15 protein-coding genes are annotated in these 17,430 nt (G+C 59.5%); 4 read left to right on the top strand and 11 right to left on the bottom strand.

Annotated features, from left to right (window positions below):
• Positions 1 to 109: 109 nt before the first annotated feature.
• From DY251_RS07070 to DY251_RS07050, 5 genes are all read right to left on the bottom strand, one after another.
• On the bottom strand, positions 110 to 1,741 hold the full coding sequence (locus DY251_RS07070; RefSeq protein WP_116623186.1) for an ABC transporter ATP-binding protein: 1,632 nt from the start codon (positions 1,739 to 1,741) through the stop codon (positions 110 to 112).
• On the bottom strand, positions 1,738 to 2,610 hold the full coding sequence (locus tag DY251_RS07065; RefSeq protein ID WP_116623185.1) for an ABC transporter permease: 873 nt from the start codon (positions 2,608 to 2,610) through the stop codon (positions 1,738 to 1,740). Before DY251_RS07065 ends, DY251_RS07070 begins: the two co-directional genes overlap by 4 nt.
• Positions 2,610 to 3,554 (bottom strand): ABC transporter permease, encoded by a 945-nt coding sequence (locus DY251_RS07060; RefSeq protein ID WP_116623184.1) that lies wholly within the window; start codon positions 3,552 to 3,554, stop codon positions 2,610 to 2,612. Before DY251_RS07060 ends, DY251_RS07065 begins: the two co-directional genes overlap by 1 nt.
• A gap of 13 nt (positions 3,555 to 3,567) precedes the next feature.
• Positions 3,568 to 5,049: an ABC transporter substrate-binding protein gene (locus DY251_RS07055; RefSeq protein WP_116623183.1), complete on the bottom strand. Its 1,482-nt coding sequence runs from the start codon at positions 5,047 to 5,049 to the stop codon at positions 3,568 to 3,570.
• An 82-nt stretch (positions 5,050 to 5,131) separates the two neighbouring features.
• On the bottom strand, positions 5,132 to 6,409 hold the full coding sequence (locus DY251_RS07050; protein WP_116623182.1) for an acetylornithine deacetylase/succinyl-diaminopimelate desuccinylase family protein: 1,278 nt from the start codon (positions 6,407 to 6,409) through the stop codon (positions 5,132 to 5,134).
• A gap of 167 nt (positions 6,410 to 6,576) precedes the next feature.
• Between DY251_RS07050 and DY251_RS07045 the strand changes: the two genes are divergently transcribed.
• The 4 genes from DY251_RS07045 to DY251_RS07030 all read left to right on the top strand — a co-directional run bounded on the left by DY251_RS07045 (position 6,577) and on the right by DY251_RS07030 (position 11,617).
• On the top strand, positions 6,577 to 7,008 hold the full coding sequence (locus DY251_RS07045; protein ID WP_116623181.1) for a L,D-transpeptidase: 432 nt from the start codon (positions 6,577 to 6,579) through the stop codon (positions 7,006 to 7,008).
• A 98-nt stretch (positions 7,009 to 7,106) separates the two neighbouring features.
• Complete coding sequence (locus DY251_RS07040) at positions 7,107 to 9,950, top strand: molybdopterin oxidoreductase family protein (RefSeq protein ID WP_116623180.1); 2,844 nt, start codon at positions 7,107 to 7,109, stop codon at positions 9,948 to 9,950.
• On the top strand, positions 9,947 to 10,684 hold the full coding sequence (locus tag DY251_RS07035; RefSeq protein WP_116623179.1) for a 4Fe-4S dicluster domain-containing protein: 738 nt from the start codon (positions 9,947 to 9,949) through the stop codon (positions 10,682 to 10,684). Before DY251_RS07040 ends, DY251_RS07035 begins: the two co-directional genes overlap by 4 nt.
• Positions 10,685 to 11,617, top strand: coding sequence for a dimethyl sulfoxide reductase anchor subunit family protein (locus DY251_RS07030; protein WP_116623178.1), 933 nt, complete (start codon positions 10,685 to 10,687; stop codon positions 11,615 to 11,617).
• A gap of 289 nt (positions 11,618 to 11,906) precedes the next feature.
• On the opposite strand, the gene DY251_RS07025 is transcribed toward DY251_RS07030, so the two are convergent.
• The 6 genes from DY251_RS07025 to DY251_RS07000 form a co-directional block, all read right to left on the bottom strand.
• Positions 11,907 to 12,857, bottom strand: a complete 951-nt coding sequence (locus tag DY251_RS07025; protein WP_116623177.1) for a lipid A biosynthesis lauroyl acyltransferase — start codon at positions 12,855 to 12,857, stop codon at positions 11,907 to 11,909.
• A gap of 3 nt (positions 12,858 to 12,860) precedes the next feature.
• Positions 12,861 to 13,889, bottom strand: a complete 1,029-nt coding sequence (locus DY251_RS07020) for a zinc-binding dehydrogenase (RefSeq protein ID WP_116623176.1) — start codon at positions 13,887 to 13,889, stop codon at positions 12,861 to 12,863.
• Positions 13,889 to 15,160: a beta-ketoacyl-ACP synthase gene (locus tag DY251_RS07015; protein ID WP_116623175.1), complete on the bottom strand. Its 1,272-nt coding sequence runs from the start codon at positions 15,158 to 15,160 to the stop codon at positions 13,889 to 13,891. The genes DY251_RS07020 and DY251_RS07015 overlap by 1 nt, the downstream gene beginning before the upstream one ends.
• 7 nt (positions 15,161 to 15,167) lie before the next feature.
• The gene (locus tag DY251_RS07010) at positions 15,168 to 16,355 is read right to left on the bottom strand and encodes a beta-ketoacyl-ACP synthase (protein ID WP_116623174.1); all 1,188 of its coding nucleotides are present in this window, start codon (positions 16,353 to 16,355) and stop codon (positions 15,168 to 15,170) included.
• A 50-nt stretch (positions 16,356 to 16,405) separates the two neighbouring features.
• A complete protein-coding gene (locus DY251_RS07005; protein ID WP_116623173.1) occupies positions 16,406 to 16,690 on the bottom strand; it encodes an acyl carrier protein in 285 nt (94 codons plus the stop codon).
• A gap of 131 nt (positions 16,691 to 16,821) precedes the next feature.
• A complete protein-coding gene (locus tag DY251_RS07000; RefSeq protein WP_116623172.1) occupies positions 16,822 to 17,298 on the bottom strand; it encodes a pyridoxamine 5'-phosphate oxidase family protein in 477 nt (158 codons plus the stop codon).
• Positions 17,299 to 17,430: the final 132 nt, after the last annotated feature.

Genomic DNA, 17,430 nt, shown 5'->3' with positions numbered 1-17,430 from the left:
TTAGCTGTTGATGAAAGATTAGAGAAGTGTTATTTTAGAAGTCAGATTGTCGCTTTCAACGCTACGATATCAAATATTATAATTTTTGGATGCGTACGGAGGCCGATTGCTACCCCTGTTCGCGCAGCTTTCGGGCTATTGCACGATGTAAGTCGGGCGTTGCGGAAACTAGTTCCTGAGCGGGTTTTGATTGCGGATTTTCAAGCACCGATTCCGTCCGGCCAGCCTCCACAATGCGACCTTCATGCATGACAAAAACATCGTCGGTTATTGCTCGGGCGACGGTCAGATCATGCGTGATGAATATAAATGCTAGGTTGTAACGGGCATTCAGTGACGCAATCAGGTCAAGTATTTGTGATCGGATAGATACGTCCAGTGCCGACACCGGTTCGTCGGCTATAATGAGCTTCGGACGCGTGATCAAAGCGCGCGCAATGGACAGGCGCTGACGCTGGCCACCGGAGAATTCATGCGGGTATTTTTCGAGGTCTGATGTTGTCAGGCCGACCTCATTCAGGGCCTTCTCAACACGTTCGCGGCGCTCTTTGGAGCCCAATGTTGGCTGCAGTAAATGCAGAGGCTCAGACACCAGGCGTGCGACATTTTGGCGCGGGTCAAAAGATCCGTAGGGATCCTGAAAAACGACCTGCATGTGTCGGCGGATTGGCTTGAGTTCTGCCTCGCTTTTCCCAGTGATTTCAATGCCTTCGAATTCGATTGAACCGGACGTGGGCGGATCGAGCGCCAGTATCATGCGTGCAAGCGTAGATTTTCCACAGCCTGACCTGCCGACGAGCGCAACCGACTGACCGGGCCATAGTGAGAAGGAAACGTCGTTTACGGCGCGAGTTGGCGCGGATCTTTTGAAGAAGCCGATGCGCTGGCCGAGATAATCGCGTGTGAGTGACGTGACTTTCAGCAACGGAGTTTCGGCGGGTTGGTGCTGCACCAAAGGGTGCTTGCGGCGCGCAGGAACGTGGGTCGATGCAAGGGCAAGCTGGCGCGTGTAAGGGTGCGTCTGTTCCGAGAGGACACGGGCTGTGTCGCCTTCCTCCATGACCTGCCCGCCGCGCAGGATTGTGATGTTGTCGGTCATGTCTGCGACGACAGCCAGATCGTGCGAGATCAGCAGAAGCCCCATCTTGTTTTCGTGGCAGAGGTCGCGCAGCAGGTCGAGAATCTGCGCCTGCAACACGACGTCGAGGGCGGTGGTCGGTTCGTCCGCGATGAGCAGGCGTGGGTTCAGCGCTGTCGCGATGGCAATGACGACCCGCTGCCGCTGGCCGCCTGAAAGCTGATGCGGATACCGGGAGAGGGGGTATTTGACCTCGGGCAGACCAACGCGATCCAGAATTTTGCGCGCGCGATCTTCGGCTTCGGGGCGCGACGCCCTGGTGTGAAAGCGGATGCCTTCCGCGACCTGTTCGCCAATCGTTTTGACGGGGTTGAGCGCGGTCATTGGCTCTTGAAAGACCATGCCGATGTCGTCGCCACGCAACTGGCACATCTCATTTTCGCTTGCAGCGAGCAGGTTCTTGCCGTCGAAGCGAACCTGGCCGGTTGCGCGCGCGCCTAGTGGCAGGAGTTGCATGACGGTGAGCGCGGTCATGGATTTGCCCGAGCCGCTTTCGCCGACAAGGCCCCTTATCTCGCCGCGATCTATGCTGAGTTCGACGTTGCGAAGGATCGGGGTTCCGTCGATTTCCAGGTTCAGACTTTCGATTTCGAGGAGGCTCACCGCTGACGCCTCAATTTCGGGTCCAGCAAGTCTGACAGGCCGTCACCAAGAAGGTTCAGCCCGAGAACAGTTATGACAATGGCGAGGCCGGGGAACAAAGCCATATGTGGTGCAATGCTGATCATGGTTTGAGCCTCGAACAGCATGCGGCCCCAACTTGGCATTGGCGGCTGCGCGCCCAAGCCGACATAGGAAAGGCTGGCCTCCGCCAGAATACCGAGCGCGAACTGGATGGTTCCCTGAACCAGCAGCAGATTGGCGATGTTAGGCAATATGTGTTCGACGGTTATCAGCAGCCTGCCTTTGCCGGCGGCGCGCGCGGCGAGGATAAATTCGCGCGGCCAAAGCGCGATGGCGCCTGCGCGTGCAACACGGGCGAAAACCGGAATGTTGAAGATGCCGATGGCGATGATGGCGTTAACCGCGCCGGGGCCGAATATGGCCGTTATCATGATGGCCGAAAGCAGGGCAGGAAATGCGAATACAACGTCGTTGAAACGCATCAGCACTTCATCCAGCCAGCCACCGCGCGCTGCGGCCCAACAACCAAGCGGCACGCCTATGCCCATGCCAATGCCGATGGCGACAAGCGCCACCGCGATGGAGTTGCGCGCACCGACCATAATCATGGAGAGGATGTCTCGCCCGAAATGGTCTGTGCCGAACCAGTGGGCTGCCGAAGGAGGTTTCAGCTTGTCGCTGACAACGAGATGGGTCACGTCGTAGGGCGTCCACACGAAGGAAAGCGCCGCCGCGAAAGCGATTATGACGGTGATTGCGAAGCCGATGACGAATGAGCGATTGGCGAAGGCGCGGGGCCAGAAATCATCGGTGCGGGGCGTGGCTATCGGCGCGACGGGAGTGTCCATCACGCGTTCCTCAACCGTGGGTCAATGACGGCGTAGGACAAATCCACCAACAGATTGACCACGATCACCGTTGCGACCAGCAGCATTACGACGCTTTCAACGACGATAAGGTCGCGCTGTGTGATTGCCTGAAACACGAGACGCCCCAGACCGGGCAGGTAGAACACGTTTTCAATGATGATCGTGCCTGCCAGCAGGAAGGAAAATTGCAGGCCGAGGATGGTGAAGACAGGGATCAGCGCATTGCGCAAGGCGTGGCGCCACAGCACCGTGTTTCTGGGCAGGCCCTTGGCGCGCGCCGTGCGGATGTAGTCTTCATTCAGAACGTCGAGCAGGGCCGAACGCGTGACGCGCGCAAGAATGGCGGCTTGCGGCAATGCAAGCGCAATGGCGGGCAGAATGAGCGCTTTGAGGGCGGGCCAGACACCCGCACCCCAGCCGGGAAAGCCGCCCGCGGGAAGCATTCGCAGCGCGACGGCAAAGACATAAACGAGCAGCAGGGCGAACCAGAAATTGGGGATGGCGACACCGAGTTGGCTCGCGCCCATCGCGACCGTGTCAGACGCCTTGCCGCGATGCGCGGCGGCATAGAGCCCGACGGGGATGGCGATCACCGTCGACAGGAAAAGCGAGATGAGCGCGAGCGGCAGCGATACAGCCGAACGCTCGGCGACGAGTTGGGCGACCGGCACGGAATAGGTGTAGGAGCGGCCGAAATCACCTGTGAGGAAGCCGCCAATCCACGAGAGATAGCGCATGATGAGCGGCTGATTCAGGCCCATTTGCTCGCGTAGAGCCTGCACCGCGTCTTCGGTGGCATTCATGCCAAGCATCATTCTGGCGGGATCGCCGGGCACCACCTCCAGCATGGCAAAAACCACGATGGAGGCGAGCAGCAATGTGACAATCCCAATGCCCAGACGCTTGAGCAGGAACGGTGTCATCGTGTTCGACGACCTATTCGGTCCAATGCACCTTTGTCAGGTCATTAGCCTGTATAGGGGCGTTGACCCAAAGACCTTCGAGCTTGGCGTCCCAGACGTTCATGCGCGCAAGCTCGAACAGGAAGCCGACAACGGCATCATCCGCGAGGATCTTCTGCGCCTGACCGTAAAGCTCCTTGCGCTTGGCCTCGTCGCTGGTGACGTTCAGTTCCTCGATCACCTTGTCAAAGGCCGGATTGTCGTAACCGAAATAATAGTCCTTGCGGGAATAGATATCGATGTCGTTCGGCTCGGTGTGCGAGACAATGGTGAGATCGAAATTCTTGTCCTTGAACACCTGCTGGAGCCAATCGGCCCACTCGACCGGAACAATTTCGCACTCAATGCCGATTTCGCGGAGTTGCGACGCGATGATTTCGCCGCCGCGACGCGCATAGGGCGGGGGTGGCAGTTTTAGAGTAACCTTGATGCCGTCTTGCAGACCCGCTTCCTTCATCAGTTCCTTGGCCTTTTCGACATTATGCGGGTAGGTGCCGGTCAGATCGATATAAGCTGGATTGTGCGGGGCGAAGTGCGATCCAATCGGGGTGCCGAGGCCGAACATCGCGCCGTCGATAATGGCCTGCCGGTCGATGGCGTAGGCAATAGCCTGGCGAACCTTGATGTTGTCGAATGGCGGCTTCTTGTTGTTGATCGACAGGATGGTTTCACCTTCGGTGGTGCCTATCGTGACCTTGAAGCGCGGATCGGCCTCAAGCTGTGCGCGAGCCTCCGGTGCGGGAAAGAACGGAAACGCCTGCACGTCGCCGGATAGCACGGCGGCGGTCGCGGCGGCCGGGTCGGGGATTACGCGAAACTCGGCCTTGTCCAGCGCAACCGGCGTGCCCCAATAATCCGGGTTCTTCACGATGGTGATGGAGGAACCGCGCGCCCAGTTTTCAAACTTGAACGGGCCGGTGCCGACCGGCTTTTCCTTATTCGTCGCAGCGCTTTCGGGCGCAACGATAACCGCATCGCCCCAACCCATATTGTAAAGAAATGCGCCTTGCGGCTGTTTGAGCGTGACCTTGACGGTGGCGGGATCGACCGCCTCGACAGTGTCGATCTGGGCGAAGAGGCCCTTCTGCGCATTGGTGGAATCTGCGGCGCGGGCGCGATCCAGCGAGAACTTTACATCCTCGGCGTCGAACGTTGAGCCATCGTGGAATTTGACGCCGGTGTGCAGCTTGAACGTGTAGACCTTGCCATCTGGCGAAATCGTCCAGCTCTCGGCAAGGGCGGGTTGTACGGATCCGGTTTCGTCAATGCGCGTAAGCCCCTCGAAAACATTGGCATAAACGACTTCGTCGATGGCTGCAGCGGCGCCTGCGGTGGGGTCGAGGTGCGGTGGTTCAAGAACAACTCCGAGCACAAGATCGGTCCGCGCTGCAAGCGCAGCCGCGCTTGTGGCGAGCAGAAGCACACCAGCGGCCAGAAGTTTCTTGAAACCGTTCATTCAAATCTCTCCCAAGGTCGGTCTTGGCACGGATAGAACCGCGAATCGCGACCGGAGTAAACGTACGCTATGCAGCTTGTGGTCACTTCCCCTTGTTTCGCAACAGGATTTCCAATCCGCGCGCCATAACTTGCGCCGACTGCACCATGTCGTGAATGCCAACCCACTCGTCCGGGCGGTGGGCGAGGTCCAGAATGCCCGGTCCGTAGGCGATGCAATCGAATGTATTGCCGATGCGCGCGATGTGCTTCTGGTCGTAAGTGCCGGGCGAGATGACATATTCCGGCTCTCGATCGAAGATTTCGCGGATAGCTTCGGAGACGGCCTTTACGACCGGCGCATCCCGCTCGGTCATGATGGGCTGAACTTCCATTACATCCGCGATGGAATAGTCGAATTTGGGGCGCTCGCGCTTGAGGCGTTCAAGGATTGTGATGACCTCGCCTTTGACGTCATCAATCCGCTCTTCGAGCAGGAAGCGCCGGTCGATCGTGAGACGGCAGCGATCCGGCACGTTCGGCGAGGGCAGGCCGGGGCGGAAATCGTCAGTCTGGCCGCCGTGGATGGCGTTGATGTTCATGGTGGAGCGCCGCGCGCCGGGCGGGACAACCGGCATTTGCGTGCGCTTGGCGTCAAGCGCAGGGTATAGCTCCTGCTCGAATGCTTCGATCAGCGCGCCCATGTGGCGCACGGCGCAATCTCCGAGAAACGGCATCGAGCCGTGCGCGATTTCGCCCTTGGTTTCGATCTCCGCCCACCAAACGCCGCGATGGCCAAGGCACACCCGATCCTTGTTGAGTGGTTCGGGGATAATGACGTGATCGACGCGGGGCTTTGAGAAATATCCAAGCTTGGCGAGATAGGCGACGCCACCGAAACCGCCTGATTCTTCGTCGGCCGTGCCGGATATTTCTATTGCGCCGGAGAAATCAGGATAGCGCTCGATGAACGCCTCGGCGGCAATGATGGAAGCGGCGAGACCGCCTTTCATGTCGCACGCGCCGCGCCCATAAACACGACCATCGCGGATGATCCCGGCAAATGGGTCCATAGTCCAGTCGTCACCCGCCTCTACGACATCGATGTGTGAATTGAAGTGCACCGTGGGACCACCCGCGCGGCCTTCATAGCGCGCGATCACGTTTGTTCGCGGGTAGCGGTCCGTATCGCCGGGGGTGCCTTCGGCGCGGATATATTCAACCGCGAAGCCGCGCTTCAGCAGCCGGTTGCCGATATATTCGGCGCATGGCGTATAAGCCTCACCGGGCGGGTTCACGGTGGGAAAACGGATCAGTTCGGCGGTGAGTTCTGCCATCTCATCGGCGCGCGATTCGATGGCTCGGCGTAGTCTTTCATCCATGCCGACTATTCAGCAACCAATGCGAAGCGATGGCAAGGTGTGTAAATCATCACAACGAATTGTTCGGCATCATTCCTATAGGTTTTTGAATATATTTAGGATTTTGGCTTTCAATCATTTGCGTGAAGGCAACGTGGACCCGGTTTCCGGGTCTGGAGGGGAAAATCATGAAGCGCATTCTTGCGATGGCGGCTGCCGTGGCCGCCATGATTATGACTTCCACGGTTTCCAGCATGGCGGCCAATCTGGTCGCTCATATCGACATTGCAACGCAGACCATGACGGTGACGGACGGGGGCCGAATTCTGCACCGATGGCCGGTTTCGACGGCGCGCAACGGCTATTACACGCCGCGCGGATCCTACAAGCCGACCCGTATGCACAAGATGTGGTATTCGCGCAAATATGACATGACGCCAATGCCTTACTCGGTTTTCTTCCGGGGCGGCTATGCGATTCATGGCACGACGCAGGTGAAACGGCTTGGGCGACCTGCCTCTCATGGCTGTGTGCGCCTCGCGACGGGTAATGCGCGGGCATTTTACGAGTTGGTGCGGATGCGCGGTGCGCAGAATACACGCATTGTGCTGACCAACTAGATCACTGATGTATATACAAATTTGGCAGGTCCTGACCCTAACCGTTGCTTTCCGCTTCAATGCAGCTACGACTCTTGGCAGGAGAGTCGTAGCCAGCAATGCCTAATGAGCCAGCAATAGCTCTGTCGCAACCCGTCGGAGATGAGGTTCGCAAGACAACGTGCTATATGTGCGCGTGTCGTTGCGGCATTAATGTGCACCTTAAGGACGGCAAAATCCGCTATATCGAAGGCAATCGCGACCACCCGGTGAATCGCGGTGTGCTGTGCGCCAAGGGCTCGGCTGGCATCATGCAGCACTACGCGCCGGCGCGACTGGATGCGCCGATGTTGCGAACAGGGCCGCGAGGTTCCGGCGAGTTCAAGAAGATTTCATGGGACGAGGCGCTGGGCATTGCCACGAAATGGCTGAACGAGGTGCGCCGCGACGATCCCAAGAAACTCGCGTTTTTCACGGGGCGCGACCAATCGCAATCGCTGACGGGTTTCTGGGCGCAGCAATTCGGCACGCCAAACTATGCCGCGCATGGCGGCTTCTGTTCGGTGAACATGGCGGCCGCCGGAATCATGACAATAGGCGGCGCGTTCTGGGAGTTTGGTGCACCGGACTGGGACCGAACGAAGCTTTTCGTTTTGTTCGGAGTGGCGGAAGACCACGATTCCAACCCGATCAAGATCGGCATCTCCAAGCTGAAAAAGCGCGGTGCGCGCTTTGTTTCGGTCAATCCCGTGCGGACGGGATATTCGGCGGTGGCGGATAATTGGATCGGCGTTCGCCCCGGTACGGACGGGCTGCTTATACTTTCCGTGATCCATGAATTGCTGAAAGCGCGGCGTATCGATGTGGACTACGTACAGCGCTACACGAATGCGTCGTGGCTGGTGATCGATGCGCCCGGCAGCGCGGACCACGGCCTTTTCGCGCGCAATGGCGAAGGCACGCCACTGATGTTCGAGACAGTGACGGAGCGCGTTGTGCCGAAGGGAACGGCAGGTGCGCGCGCCGCATTGTCTGGCCGCGTGAAGCTGGAGGATGGGCGCGAGGCTGTGCCGTCGTTCCAACTGCTGGCGGAAAAATATCTGGATGAGCGCTACGCGCCGGAAGCGGTTGCGGCGGAAACCGGCATCGATGCGCAGACTATTCGTGGGCTGGCGGCGGAAATTGCGCGGGTAGCCTTTGACGAGGCGATTTTCATCGATCAGCCCTGGACTGATATAGACGGGGTGCGGCACGAGGGCTTTACCGGCAGGCCGGTGTCGTTCCACGCGATGCGCGGGATTTCGGCGCATTCGAATGGGTTTGAGACTGCGCGCGCGCTGCATCTGTTGCAGGTGTTGATTGGCGCGGTGGATTGTCCCGGTGGATTCCGGTTTGAGCCGCCATATCCGAAGCCTGTCGAGGCGCACCCGACGCCGCATGGCAGAGCGGAGCATTTCGGCTCCAACAAGCCGCTGTCCGGTCCTCATCTTGGCTTTCCGCGCGGGCCGGAGGATTTGCTGGTTGACGCGCAGGGCAGGCCGCAGCGCATCGACAAGGCATTTTCATGGGACGCGCCGCTTTCCGTGCATGGGCTGATGCATATGGTGATTGCCAATGCACATGCGGGCGACCCATATCCGGTAGACGTTCTTTTTCTCTACATGGCGAACATGGCGTGGAACTCGTCCATGAACACGGCGGGCGTGATCCGCATGTTGGAGGACAAGGACGAGGCAACGGGCGAATATCGCATTCCGAAGATCATTTATTCTGATGCCTATAGTTCGGAGATGGTCGCCTATGCCGATCTGGTGCTGCCGGACACGACCTATCTTGAACGCTATGACTGCATTTCGATGCTGGACAGGCCGATTTCCGAGCCTGACGCAGTGCAGGATGCGATACGCTGGCCGGTGGTGGAGCCAGATCGCGATGTGCGCGGATTTCAATCGGTGCTTATCGATCTCGGCAGCAGGCTGGGATTGCCGGCATTTGTCGATAATCGCGGCAAGCCGATTTACGCAGATTATGCCGATTATATCGTGCGGCACGAGCGGCGGCCGGGCATCGGGCCGCTGGCTGGATTTCGCGGCTTGCAAGGCGACCGGGCAGGGCGCGGCGCGGCCAATAGCGACCAACTCAAGCGCTATATCGAGAATGGCTCGTTCTTTTCCGTCCACATTCCGATGGAGGCGCAATTCTTCAAGCACGCGAACCGCGCGTATCAGGAGTTCGCCGTGCGCATGGGCTTTTTCGATACGCCGCAGCCGGTGACGTTCCAGCTATATCAGGAGAACTTGCAGAAGTTTCGACTTGCGGCAGAGGGCGTGCGCGAGCCGGTTGCGCCGGAAACGCATCGCGAGCGGATATTGGCCGCGTTTCACCCCTTGCCTGAATGGTATCGCCCGCTGGAGGAAGCGGCGGTTGATCGTGTGGCGTTTCCCTATCACGCCGTGACGCAGCGGCCTGCCGCGATGTACCATTCGTGGGGCTCGATGAATGCGTGGCTGCGCCAGATCCATACGCGCAATGTGCTCTATGTGCCGGGCGCGATTTGCCAGGCGCACGACTTGAACGATGGTGACTGGGTTTGGCTGATTTCGCATCATGGCCGGATCAAGGTTCCGGTCGCGCGAACGAACGCTGCAAACAGCGATACGATCTGGACGTGGAACGCCATCGGCAAGCGGGCAGGCGCGTGGTCGCTAGACACGGGTGCGCCGGAGGCAAAGCGTGGCTTTCTGCTGAACCATTTGATCCATGAATTGCTGCCGCCCAAGGGCGACGGAATGCGATGGTCCAATTCCGATCCGATAACGGGACAGGCCGCATGGTACGATTTGCGCGTGCGGATTGAAAAGGCGGAGCGGGGCGATACGAGCCTGCCGCAGTTTGGGGCGTTGGCTCATAAGGACGCGCCGCATGAATTGCGCTACGGGCAGGAGTGGTCGGACAAGAAATGACCAGCCTGCCCGAACAAGCAACGCCGAAACGGCTCGGCCTCGTTATCGACCTCGATGTTTGCGTCGGGTGTCACGCCTGCGTCGTGAACTGCAAGGAATGGAACACGGGCGGATATGGCGCAGCACTTTCCGATCAGGAGCCTTATGGGGCGGATGTTTCCGGCGCGTGGCTGAACCGCGTCCACAGCTTTGAAGTGGGCGAGGCGGAGCAGGCGCGCATCGTGCATTTTCCGAAATCGTGCCTGCATTGCGAGAGCGCGCCTTGCGTTACCGTTTGCCCAACCGGCGCATCTTATAAACGCTCGGCTGACGGCATCGTGCTGGTGGATGAGGACAAATGTATCGGCTGCGGACTGTGCGCCTGGGCGTGTCCGTATGGCGCGCGCGAACTCGACCTTGCGGCAGGCGTGATGAAGAAATGCACGCTTTGCATCGACCGCATCTACAATGAGACGTTTGAGGAAGTGGATCGCGTTCCGGCCTGTGTGCGCACCTGCCCAGCAAGCGCGCGGCATTTCGGCGACTTCGCCGATCCGGCGTCGGCGGTTTCGATCATGGTTGCGGAGCGCGGCGGGATCGATCTGATGCCGGAGCAAGGCACGCGCCCGGTGAATAAATATCTGCCTCCACGCGCCAGCAAACCGCTGAAGGATTCGTCCTCTTTACTGGCAGAAAGCACGGAGGGCGCGACGGGCTTTTTCGCGTGGCTCGACGGCATGCTCGACAGGATTTGAATGCATCCCGCCTATTCGATCATATTCTTCACGGTGCTTTCCGGCCTGGGCTATGGTCTGGCGGCGGTGCTTGGCCTCGGGGTGCTGGACGCGGCGGCGATTTCCACGCGCGTGGCACATGTGCTGGCACTGGGGATGATCGGGGCGGGCCTGTTGTCTTCGACGCTGCATCTGGGCAATCCGCAACGAGCATGGCGCGCGCTGAGCCAGTGGCGTTCGAGTTGGCTGTCGCGCGAGGGCGTGATGGCACTGGCGAGTTTCGTGCCGCTGACGATTGCTGCGGGGTGGAGCATGTTCAGCGGCGAGGCTGCGCCAATCGCAGGCGTGCTGGGTGCGGCGATGGCGATGGTGACGGTGTATTGCACCTCTATGATCTACGCGTCGCTGAAATCCATCGATGCATGGCACACCAATCTGACATCGGCCTGCTATCTGGCGTTTTCTGTCAGTGGCGGGTTGGTCGGGGCAAGCTTCTTTGCGTTTCTTGCGGGCGATGGCGTGGCACGGGTGCTTTCAATTTGCGCTTGTGTGGCGCTGGGCATCGCGTGGCTGTTGAAATTGCGCTGGCGGCGGAGAACGAAAACGCTGGTGCCGCTTTCCACGCCTGAAAGCGCGACGGGTTTGGGCAGCATGGGGCGCGTGCGACTGTTCGAGCCGCCGCACATGACTGCGAATTATCTGACGAAGGAAATGGGTTTCAAGGTTGCGCGCAAGCACGCGGACAAGCTGTTTACGATTGCCGTGTTGCTTGGTGGAACTGCGCCAGCGCTTTTTCTGGTGGGGGCAATGTTGGCTGCGCCGGGCGCAATGCCAGTTATGGCGGTGCTGCTGTCGGGCGCAGCGTTTGCCGCCCATATTGCTGGGCTATTCTTCGAACGTTGGCTGTTCTTTGCCGAAGCGCGGCACTCCGTAATGAACTATTACGGCTCGTAAGCGCATTCAGGCTTAGCAAGTGCGGCGTCGCGCCCTGTTTTATGCGTCTTCGGCGTTGCAAGCTTGCGCAAGGTCCGCCGCAAAGACGAGAATTGCGGCTTGGTTTCCGATGCGGTCTGAGGACCCCAGGGAGTCCAAAGCACACAACCACCGGACTGGGTCGGATTCATTGTGCTGCTGGCCATGGTTTAATCTCCATTACCGATAGGTTAACCGGTAACGTGATTATTTCAACCTGTTAAAAAGTGGTAATCGCGCAATTGTGTTCACATTGGCGGGAGGAGCGACCTCACCGCGTGCGGCGGCGGGGATTGTCCGACAGCTTCCAGCGCTTGTGAAACCACATCCACTGACCAGGATTTTCGCGCACCCAACGCTCCACGACATCGTTTAGCAGCTGCGCGGTGGCGGGCACGTCCACGATGCCTTTATCGTTGCGCGGGAGGTCCAGCCTGTCCTCGATGATAAGGCGATAGCGATTGCCGGGAAGGCGAATGCAGCGCGCCGGATACACGTCGCACTCGAAATGGCGCACGAGTTTTGGCAGAAGCGGACTTGTCTCGCATTCGCGGCCAAAGAAGGTGGTGCGAACGCCATTTGTGAACTTCTGATCGACCAGTACGCCGATGTTGCCGCCGCGTTCCAGAATGCGGGAAAGCGCGAACGCCGCGCCCTGCCGGGAGGCGAGCAAGTCGCCCATCGAGGCGTTGCGCCGATTGTGGATGAAATCGGCAATGTAGGGGTTGTTCGGTGGGCGGAAAAGGGCCGTGACCTTCACGCCCAAGGCTGCGCCCGCGACCGGCAGAAGCTCGAAATTGCCGATATGTCCGGTAAAGACGATGTGCGGACGATCCTCGCCCGCGATGCGCAGAAACACTTCCTTGCCATCGACTTCGATGCGGTCGCCGCTCTCGGTCGCCTTGTCGAAGTCGAATAGATCGTCGAGGTAGATATATTCAGCGGCGAGGCGGCCCATATTCTCCCACATATCGAGCGCGATGGCTTCGATCTCCGCCTCGGGCTTTTCGGGATAGGCCTGCCGCAGATTGTCCAGCGCCACGCGGTGACGCCCGAAAAGCGGGCCGAAGCGGCGGGCAAAACGACCGGCGAACGCGATTGCACCATCAGCGGGAAACAGGCGCAGGAGCGCGATGATGCCCAGCGCGGTTTTGCCGATCAAAAAATCCTTGGTGTTGAGAAGCGCCTGCCGAACCTTAGCGACGATGCGGCGAGCAAGCATGGATCAACCCACGTGCAGGATGATCTTGCCGAAAACGTCGCGGCCTTCCATGCGCTTGAGCGCAGCATCGATGCCGTTGAAATCGACTTCCGTATCGATGACCGGATGCACCTGACCGGCTGCCATTTTCTGCATGGCGTTGGCCATGTTTTCCATGCGGCAACCAAAGGAGCCAAGCAGCTTCAACTGCTGCTGGAACAATTGCATCAGGTTCATCTGCGTGGAAACGCCGGAGGTGGAACCGCAAGTGACGAGACGACCACCGCGACGAAGCGAGAGCATTGAGCCTGCCCACGTATCCGCGCCGACATGTTCGAATACCACATCGACACCACGCTTCTTGGTGATCTTGCGCACCACGCCCTCGAAGCGGTCTTCGCGGTAATTAATGACGTGATCCGCGCCGAGCGTCTTGGCCTTCTCGATCTTGTCGTTGGAACCGACCGTGGTGATGACCGTGCAGCCCATGCGTTTTGCAAGCTGGATCGCGGCGGAACCAATGCCAGACCCGCCTGCGTGAACAAGGATCGTCTCGCCGGGTTCGAGCCTGGCGTTGTCGAACAGCATGTGTTCGACCGTGCCAAAGGTGACGGGCGCAACCGCCGCGCCGACAGCATCCACGCCGGGAGGAGCAGGGACCAGCAAGCGCGCTGGCAGGTTGATCTTTTCCTGCGCGAAGCCATCGAGATGGAAGCCATGCACACCGGAAACGTGCTCGCAGAGATTATCGCGACCCTCGCGGCAAGGACGGCAAAGCCCGCAGGTGCGCGCGCCATAAATCGAAACAAGCTGGCCGGTGGAAAGGTTCGACACGCCGGAGCCGACGGCATCGACTTCGCCGGACGCTTCCGCGCCAATGGTGAGCGGCAGCTTGCGCTTGGCAAAGGCCATGCCGCGCCAGCCCCAGACATCAATGTGGTTCAGCGCAACGGCCTTGATGCGCAATGTTACCTCGCCATGAGCCGGTGGAGGCGGCGGCGGAAGATCGACCTGCTCAAGGCGGCGATCTTCGATGAGTTGCAATGCGCGCATCAGGCAGGCTCCCGCGCCATGACAAGGCACGTGTTTTGACCGCCAAAGCCGAAGGAATTGGAAATCACGGTAGTGACATCCGCCTCGCGCTTCACATTCGGCACGACATCAAGGTCGATGGCGGGGTCTGGATGGTCATAATTGATGGTGGGCGGAATGACGCCATGGCGCATGGTGAGCAGCGAGAACGCCGCTTCGATTGCGCCGGCGGCTGACAAGGTGTGGCCGATCATCGATTTGTTAGACGAAACCGGGATGTTGCGGATGCGCTCGCCAAACACCGTGGAAAGCGAAAGATGCTCCATCTTGTCGTTTTCCGGGGTCGATGTGCCATGCGCGTTGACATAGGCGATGCCGGATTCGTCCAGCCCTGCGTCTTCGAGCGCAGCGCGCACGGCGGCGATGGCCGGTGAGGCGTCGGGCTTCGAGCGGGTGCGATGAAAGTCGTCGGCGCGCTCGCCGCAGCCGGTCATCAAGCCGATGATGGTCGCGCCGCGCGCAATGGCGCTGTCGAGCGATTCCAGAACGAGGGCAGCCGAGCCTTCCGCAAGCACAAAGCCGTCACGATCTTTCGAGAATGGCTTTGATGCCTTTTCCGGCGTGTCATTGCTGGTGGAAAGCGCAGAAAGCAGCGAGAAGCGGATCAAGGCTTCGGCCGTGGCGGAGCCATCCGCGCCGATGGCCAGCGCGCGGTCGCACTCGCCGCGACGGATGGCTTCGACACCCAGTTGGATTGCAGTTGCGCCGGATGCACAGGCGGTGGAGAGCGTGATGGGCAGGCCGCGCGTGCCGAATTTTTCCGACAAACGGTCGGCTATTGAGCCAAACTGCGCGGACTCGAACAGGTCGAGCGTTTTGAGTTCGGATGCTGCCTGCGCGATGCGTTGCGCGGCGGTTTCACCCTTGCCGGCCTTGTAGAGGTCGAAGCGGTCGCGCCAGTCGAGTTCGACCGGCGGCGAGGCGAGAAACAGCGGGCCGCCGAAATCCTCCATGCTGAAACCGGATTCGCCGATGGCTTCTTCGGCTGCTGTGGCCGCGAGTTCAAAAGTGAGCGGGCTCGCGCCCTTGGTGCTGGATGGCAGGAAATCCACCATGCCGGAAATCTGAGTGTTCAGATGATCGACCGGAAAGCGCGTAATGCGGTGAATGCCCGACTTGCCTGAAGTGAGCGCGGCCCAATTGTCGCCCTTACCGACACCGAGCGAGGTGACGACGCCGATGCCGGTGACTGCAACAAGGGGTCTGCCGAGGTGATCTGTCGTTTTCGCCATGGTTCACCTATGCCTTGCCGAGAAGGGCCATGCCCTCAAACACGTGATAGCCAAGTGTGGTGGCGAGCACGGATTCGGGCGCATCGGCAACGGGGCGCTCCGTTTCCGGGTCAAAAGGCGGGTAGGGCGCGCCGTTATGAAGCGCGAGTGCTGCCAGTGCGACCGCAAATGGAAACTGCGCTTCCTTGAGATGGCCGGTACGGGAGGAGAAGGCGCGCGGTGCAAGCGCCCGTGCGCGCTCGTAAAGGTCGAGTTCTGCGCCGGTGGCGGAATGTGCGCCGGACGCACCGGAGATAACCAGCGTTTCACCCGCAGGCCGGTGGATATTCTCCGCCATCTGCTCAAGCTCAGCCTCGAATGCGCCGTCGCGGCGGCGGATGCGGTTGGACAATACGGAATCGATGCGCGCATAAGCCTTGCGGCCACGAGATTCGGCATGGGCGCGGGATTCGAGCACGAGAAACGCGCCGCCGGATCCCGAAACCAATCCGCCTCCCGCTGAACCTTGGCGTTGCCAGACAGGCTTCCATTCGCCGCGATGCAGGAAGCCGCCGAGTTCGTAGCCGAGAAGCATGTCCGAATGTTCGGACTGGAAAGCGCCGCCGACAAGAATGTGGTTGGATTGCCCGGAGCGGATGCGTGCCGCTGCCGTCTCGATTGCGGCGATGCCCGCGCCTTCTTCGCCCATGAAGGTGCGCGACGATCCCGTCACCTTGTGGACGATGGAGATGTTTCCGGCGAGCAGATTGGAAAGCTGAGCGAGAAAGAGCGTTGGGCGAAGGTCCGTCGAGAGCTTTTCGTTGAGCAGAACTTCGCGGTCGTTCCGGTTGGCTGAAGCTTCCAGAATGCTGGCGTCTACGGCTTCGTCGCGTTCTCCGCCGCCTGCCGCGACAACCATATCCATCGATGCGCAAAGCGCCTCGTCATTCTTGATGCCTGCATCATCCAGCGCCAAACCGGCGACATAGGTGCCGAGCCGCTGCCATGTTTCCATCTGGCGCTGGTCGCCGCGCTTCGGAATCTGAAGATTCCAGTCGATCTCCGGCAGGGGATGGATCGTGTAGGGCGCAAAGCGCTCCGAATCGATACGAGGTGGCGCGGTCTCATCATTCAGCGCGCGCCAATGCGCATCCGGGCCTTCGCCCAGACAGGAAACAAGACCGATTCCGGTTATAAGTACGTCGCGATTGCTCATGGCTGGCCGTTTTGAGCGGCAGCGCCTTCCTCGTCAAGCGTCAGACGCAATTACGCTGCGTTCTTTGCGGCGACCAGGCCGTCAATTTTGGCGCAAAGGTTTTTCATCACGAAGTAATCTTCGGTCGAAGCCTTGCCGTCATTCACGTCCTGCGTCCACTTTTCCAGCGGAACCTTGATGCCGAATTCCTTGTCGATGGCGAACACGATATCCAGAAAGTCGAGACTGTCGATGCCCAGATCGTCAATCGTGTGCGATTCCGGCGTGATCTTGTCGATGTCGATTTCCGAGGTATCGGCGATAATCTTCGCCACTTTTTCGAATGTCGTAGCCACAGCGCTATCCTTGCTTCTTCAGGCGCGTGCGCCCGAGTCTTTCGTTGGCAGGCTGTCTAATCGGTTTTTATCGGGAAAAAAAGAGGGCGCGGGAAAACGCCCTCCTATGGTTTCCAAAGAACTCAGCCGACTTATCTGAGTTGCACGCTTGCGACCTTGTCCTTGTAGTCTTCCTTGGGATCGATGCCGAGAAACATCTTTATGCCTGCCATGAGGCTGGATGCGTCGACCCAGATTTCTGCATCGCCGGGATCGAAGCGCAGCAGGGTGAGTTTCGGGTCGTCCTTGCCCTTTTCAAACCACGCGGCGACAAAACGATTCCACAGCCGGTCAATGGTCGCTTTGTCATTGTCGATGCGCAGCGTGCCGCGCACGGTTGCAAAAACGTTATGACCCTTGGCTGCATAAATGAGTGTTGCTTTGCGGGCGCGCTTCAGCTTAGGCGGCAGTTCAGTATCTTTTGCCGTGAAAAAATAAATGGTTTTTCGATCGCCGTCGAACTGTGCGGTCATGGGGCGAGCGTCGTCGCCTTCAAGTCCGATCATCGCTGTCATGTCGGATCGGATCGACTTCCAGAACTTCTGCTCGATTTCGCGTTTGTCGGTCATTGGGATTGCTCCTGTGTTCTCAAAAGCAAACGGCAGTGGGGTGCCCAAGTTCCGCCTCCCAGGCAAAAAGAGCATAGGCGCCCGTTGCGGCGAACTGCATTGCACGGCGCGTATGCAGCGCCTATCAGGCGT

The organism is Mesorhizobium denitrificans, assembly GCF_003403035.1.
GTDB lineage: Bacteria > Pseudomonadota > Alphaproteobacteria > Rhizobiales > Rhizobiaceae > Mesorhizobium_G > Mesorhizobium_G denitrificans.
Note: the sequence above shows the minus strand (reverse complement) of the source record. Positions and strands in the feature narration are given on the sequence as shown.

Bases quoted from the DNA above. Each gene is read 5' to 3' on its own strand.
- DY251_RS07065 (WP_116623185.1), bottom strand. From the start codon at position 2,610: ATGGACACTCCCGTCGCGCCGATAGCCACGCCCCGCACCGATGATTTC.
- DY251_RS07060 (WP_116623184.1), bottom strand. From the start codon at position 3,554: ATGACACCGTTCCTGCTCAAGCGTCTGGGCATTGGGATTGTCACATTG.
- DY251_RS07055 (WP_116623183.1), bottom strand. From the start codon at position 5,049: ATGAACGGTTTCAAGAAACTTCTGGCCGCTGGTGTGCTTCTGCTCGCC.
- DY251_RS07050 (WP_116623182.1), bottom strand. From the start codon at position 6,409: ATGGATGAAAGACTACGCCGAGCCATCGAATCGCGCGCCGATGAGATG.
- DY251_RS07045 (WP_116623181.1), top strand. From the start codon at position 6,577: ATGAAGCGCATTCTTGCGATGGCGGCTGCCGTGGCCGCCATGATTATG.
- DY251_RS07040 (WP_116623180.1), top strand. From the start codon at position 7,107: ATGCCTAATGAGCCAGCAATAGCTCTGTCGCAACCCGTCGGAGATGAG.
- DY251_RS07035 (WP_116623179.1), top strand. From the start codon at position 9,947: ATGACCAGCCTGCCCGAACAAGCAACGCCGAAACGGCTCGGCCTCGTT.
- DY251_RS07030 (WP_116623178.1), top strand. From the start codon at position 10,685: ATGCATCCCGCCTATTCGATCATATTCTTCACGGTGCTTTCCGGCCTG.
- DY251_RS07025 (WP_116623177.1), bottom strand. From the start codon at position 12,857: ATGCTTGCTCGCCGCATCGTCGCTAAGGTTCGGCAGGCGCTTCTCAAC.
- DY251_RS07020 (WP_116623176.1), bottom strand. From the start codon at position 13,889: ATGCGCGCATTGCAACTCATCGAAGATCGCCGCCTTGAGCAGGTCGAT.
- DY251_RS07015 (WP_116623175.1), bottom strand. From the start codon at position 15,160: ATGGCGAAAACGACAGATCACCTCGGCAGACCCCTTGTTGCAGTCACC.
- DY251_RS07010 (WP_116623174.1), bottom strand. From the start codon at position 16,355: ATGAGCAATCGCGACGTACTTATAACCGGAATCGGTCTTGTTTCCTGT.
- DY251_RS07000 (WP_116623172.1), bottom strand. From the start codon at position 17,298: ATGACCGACAAACGCGAAATCGAGCAGAAGTTCTGGAAGTCGATCCGA.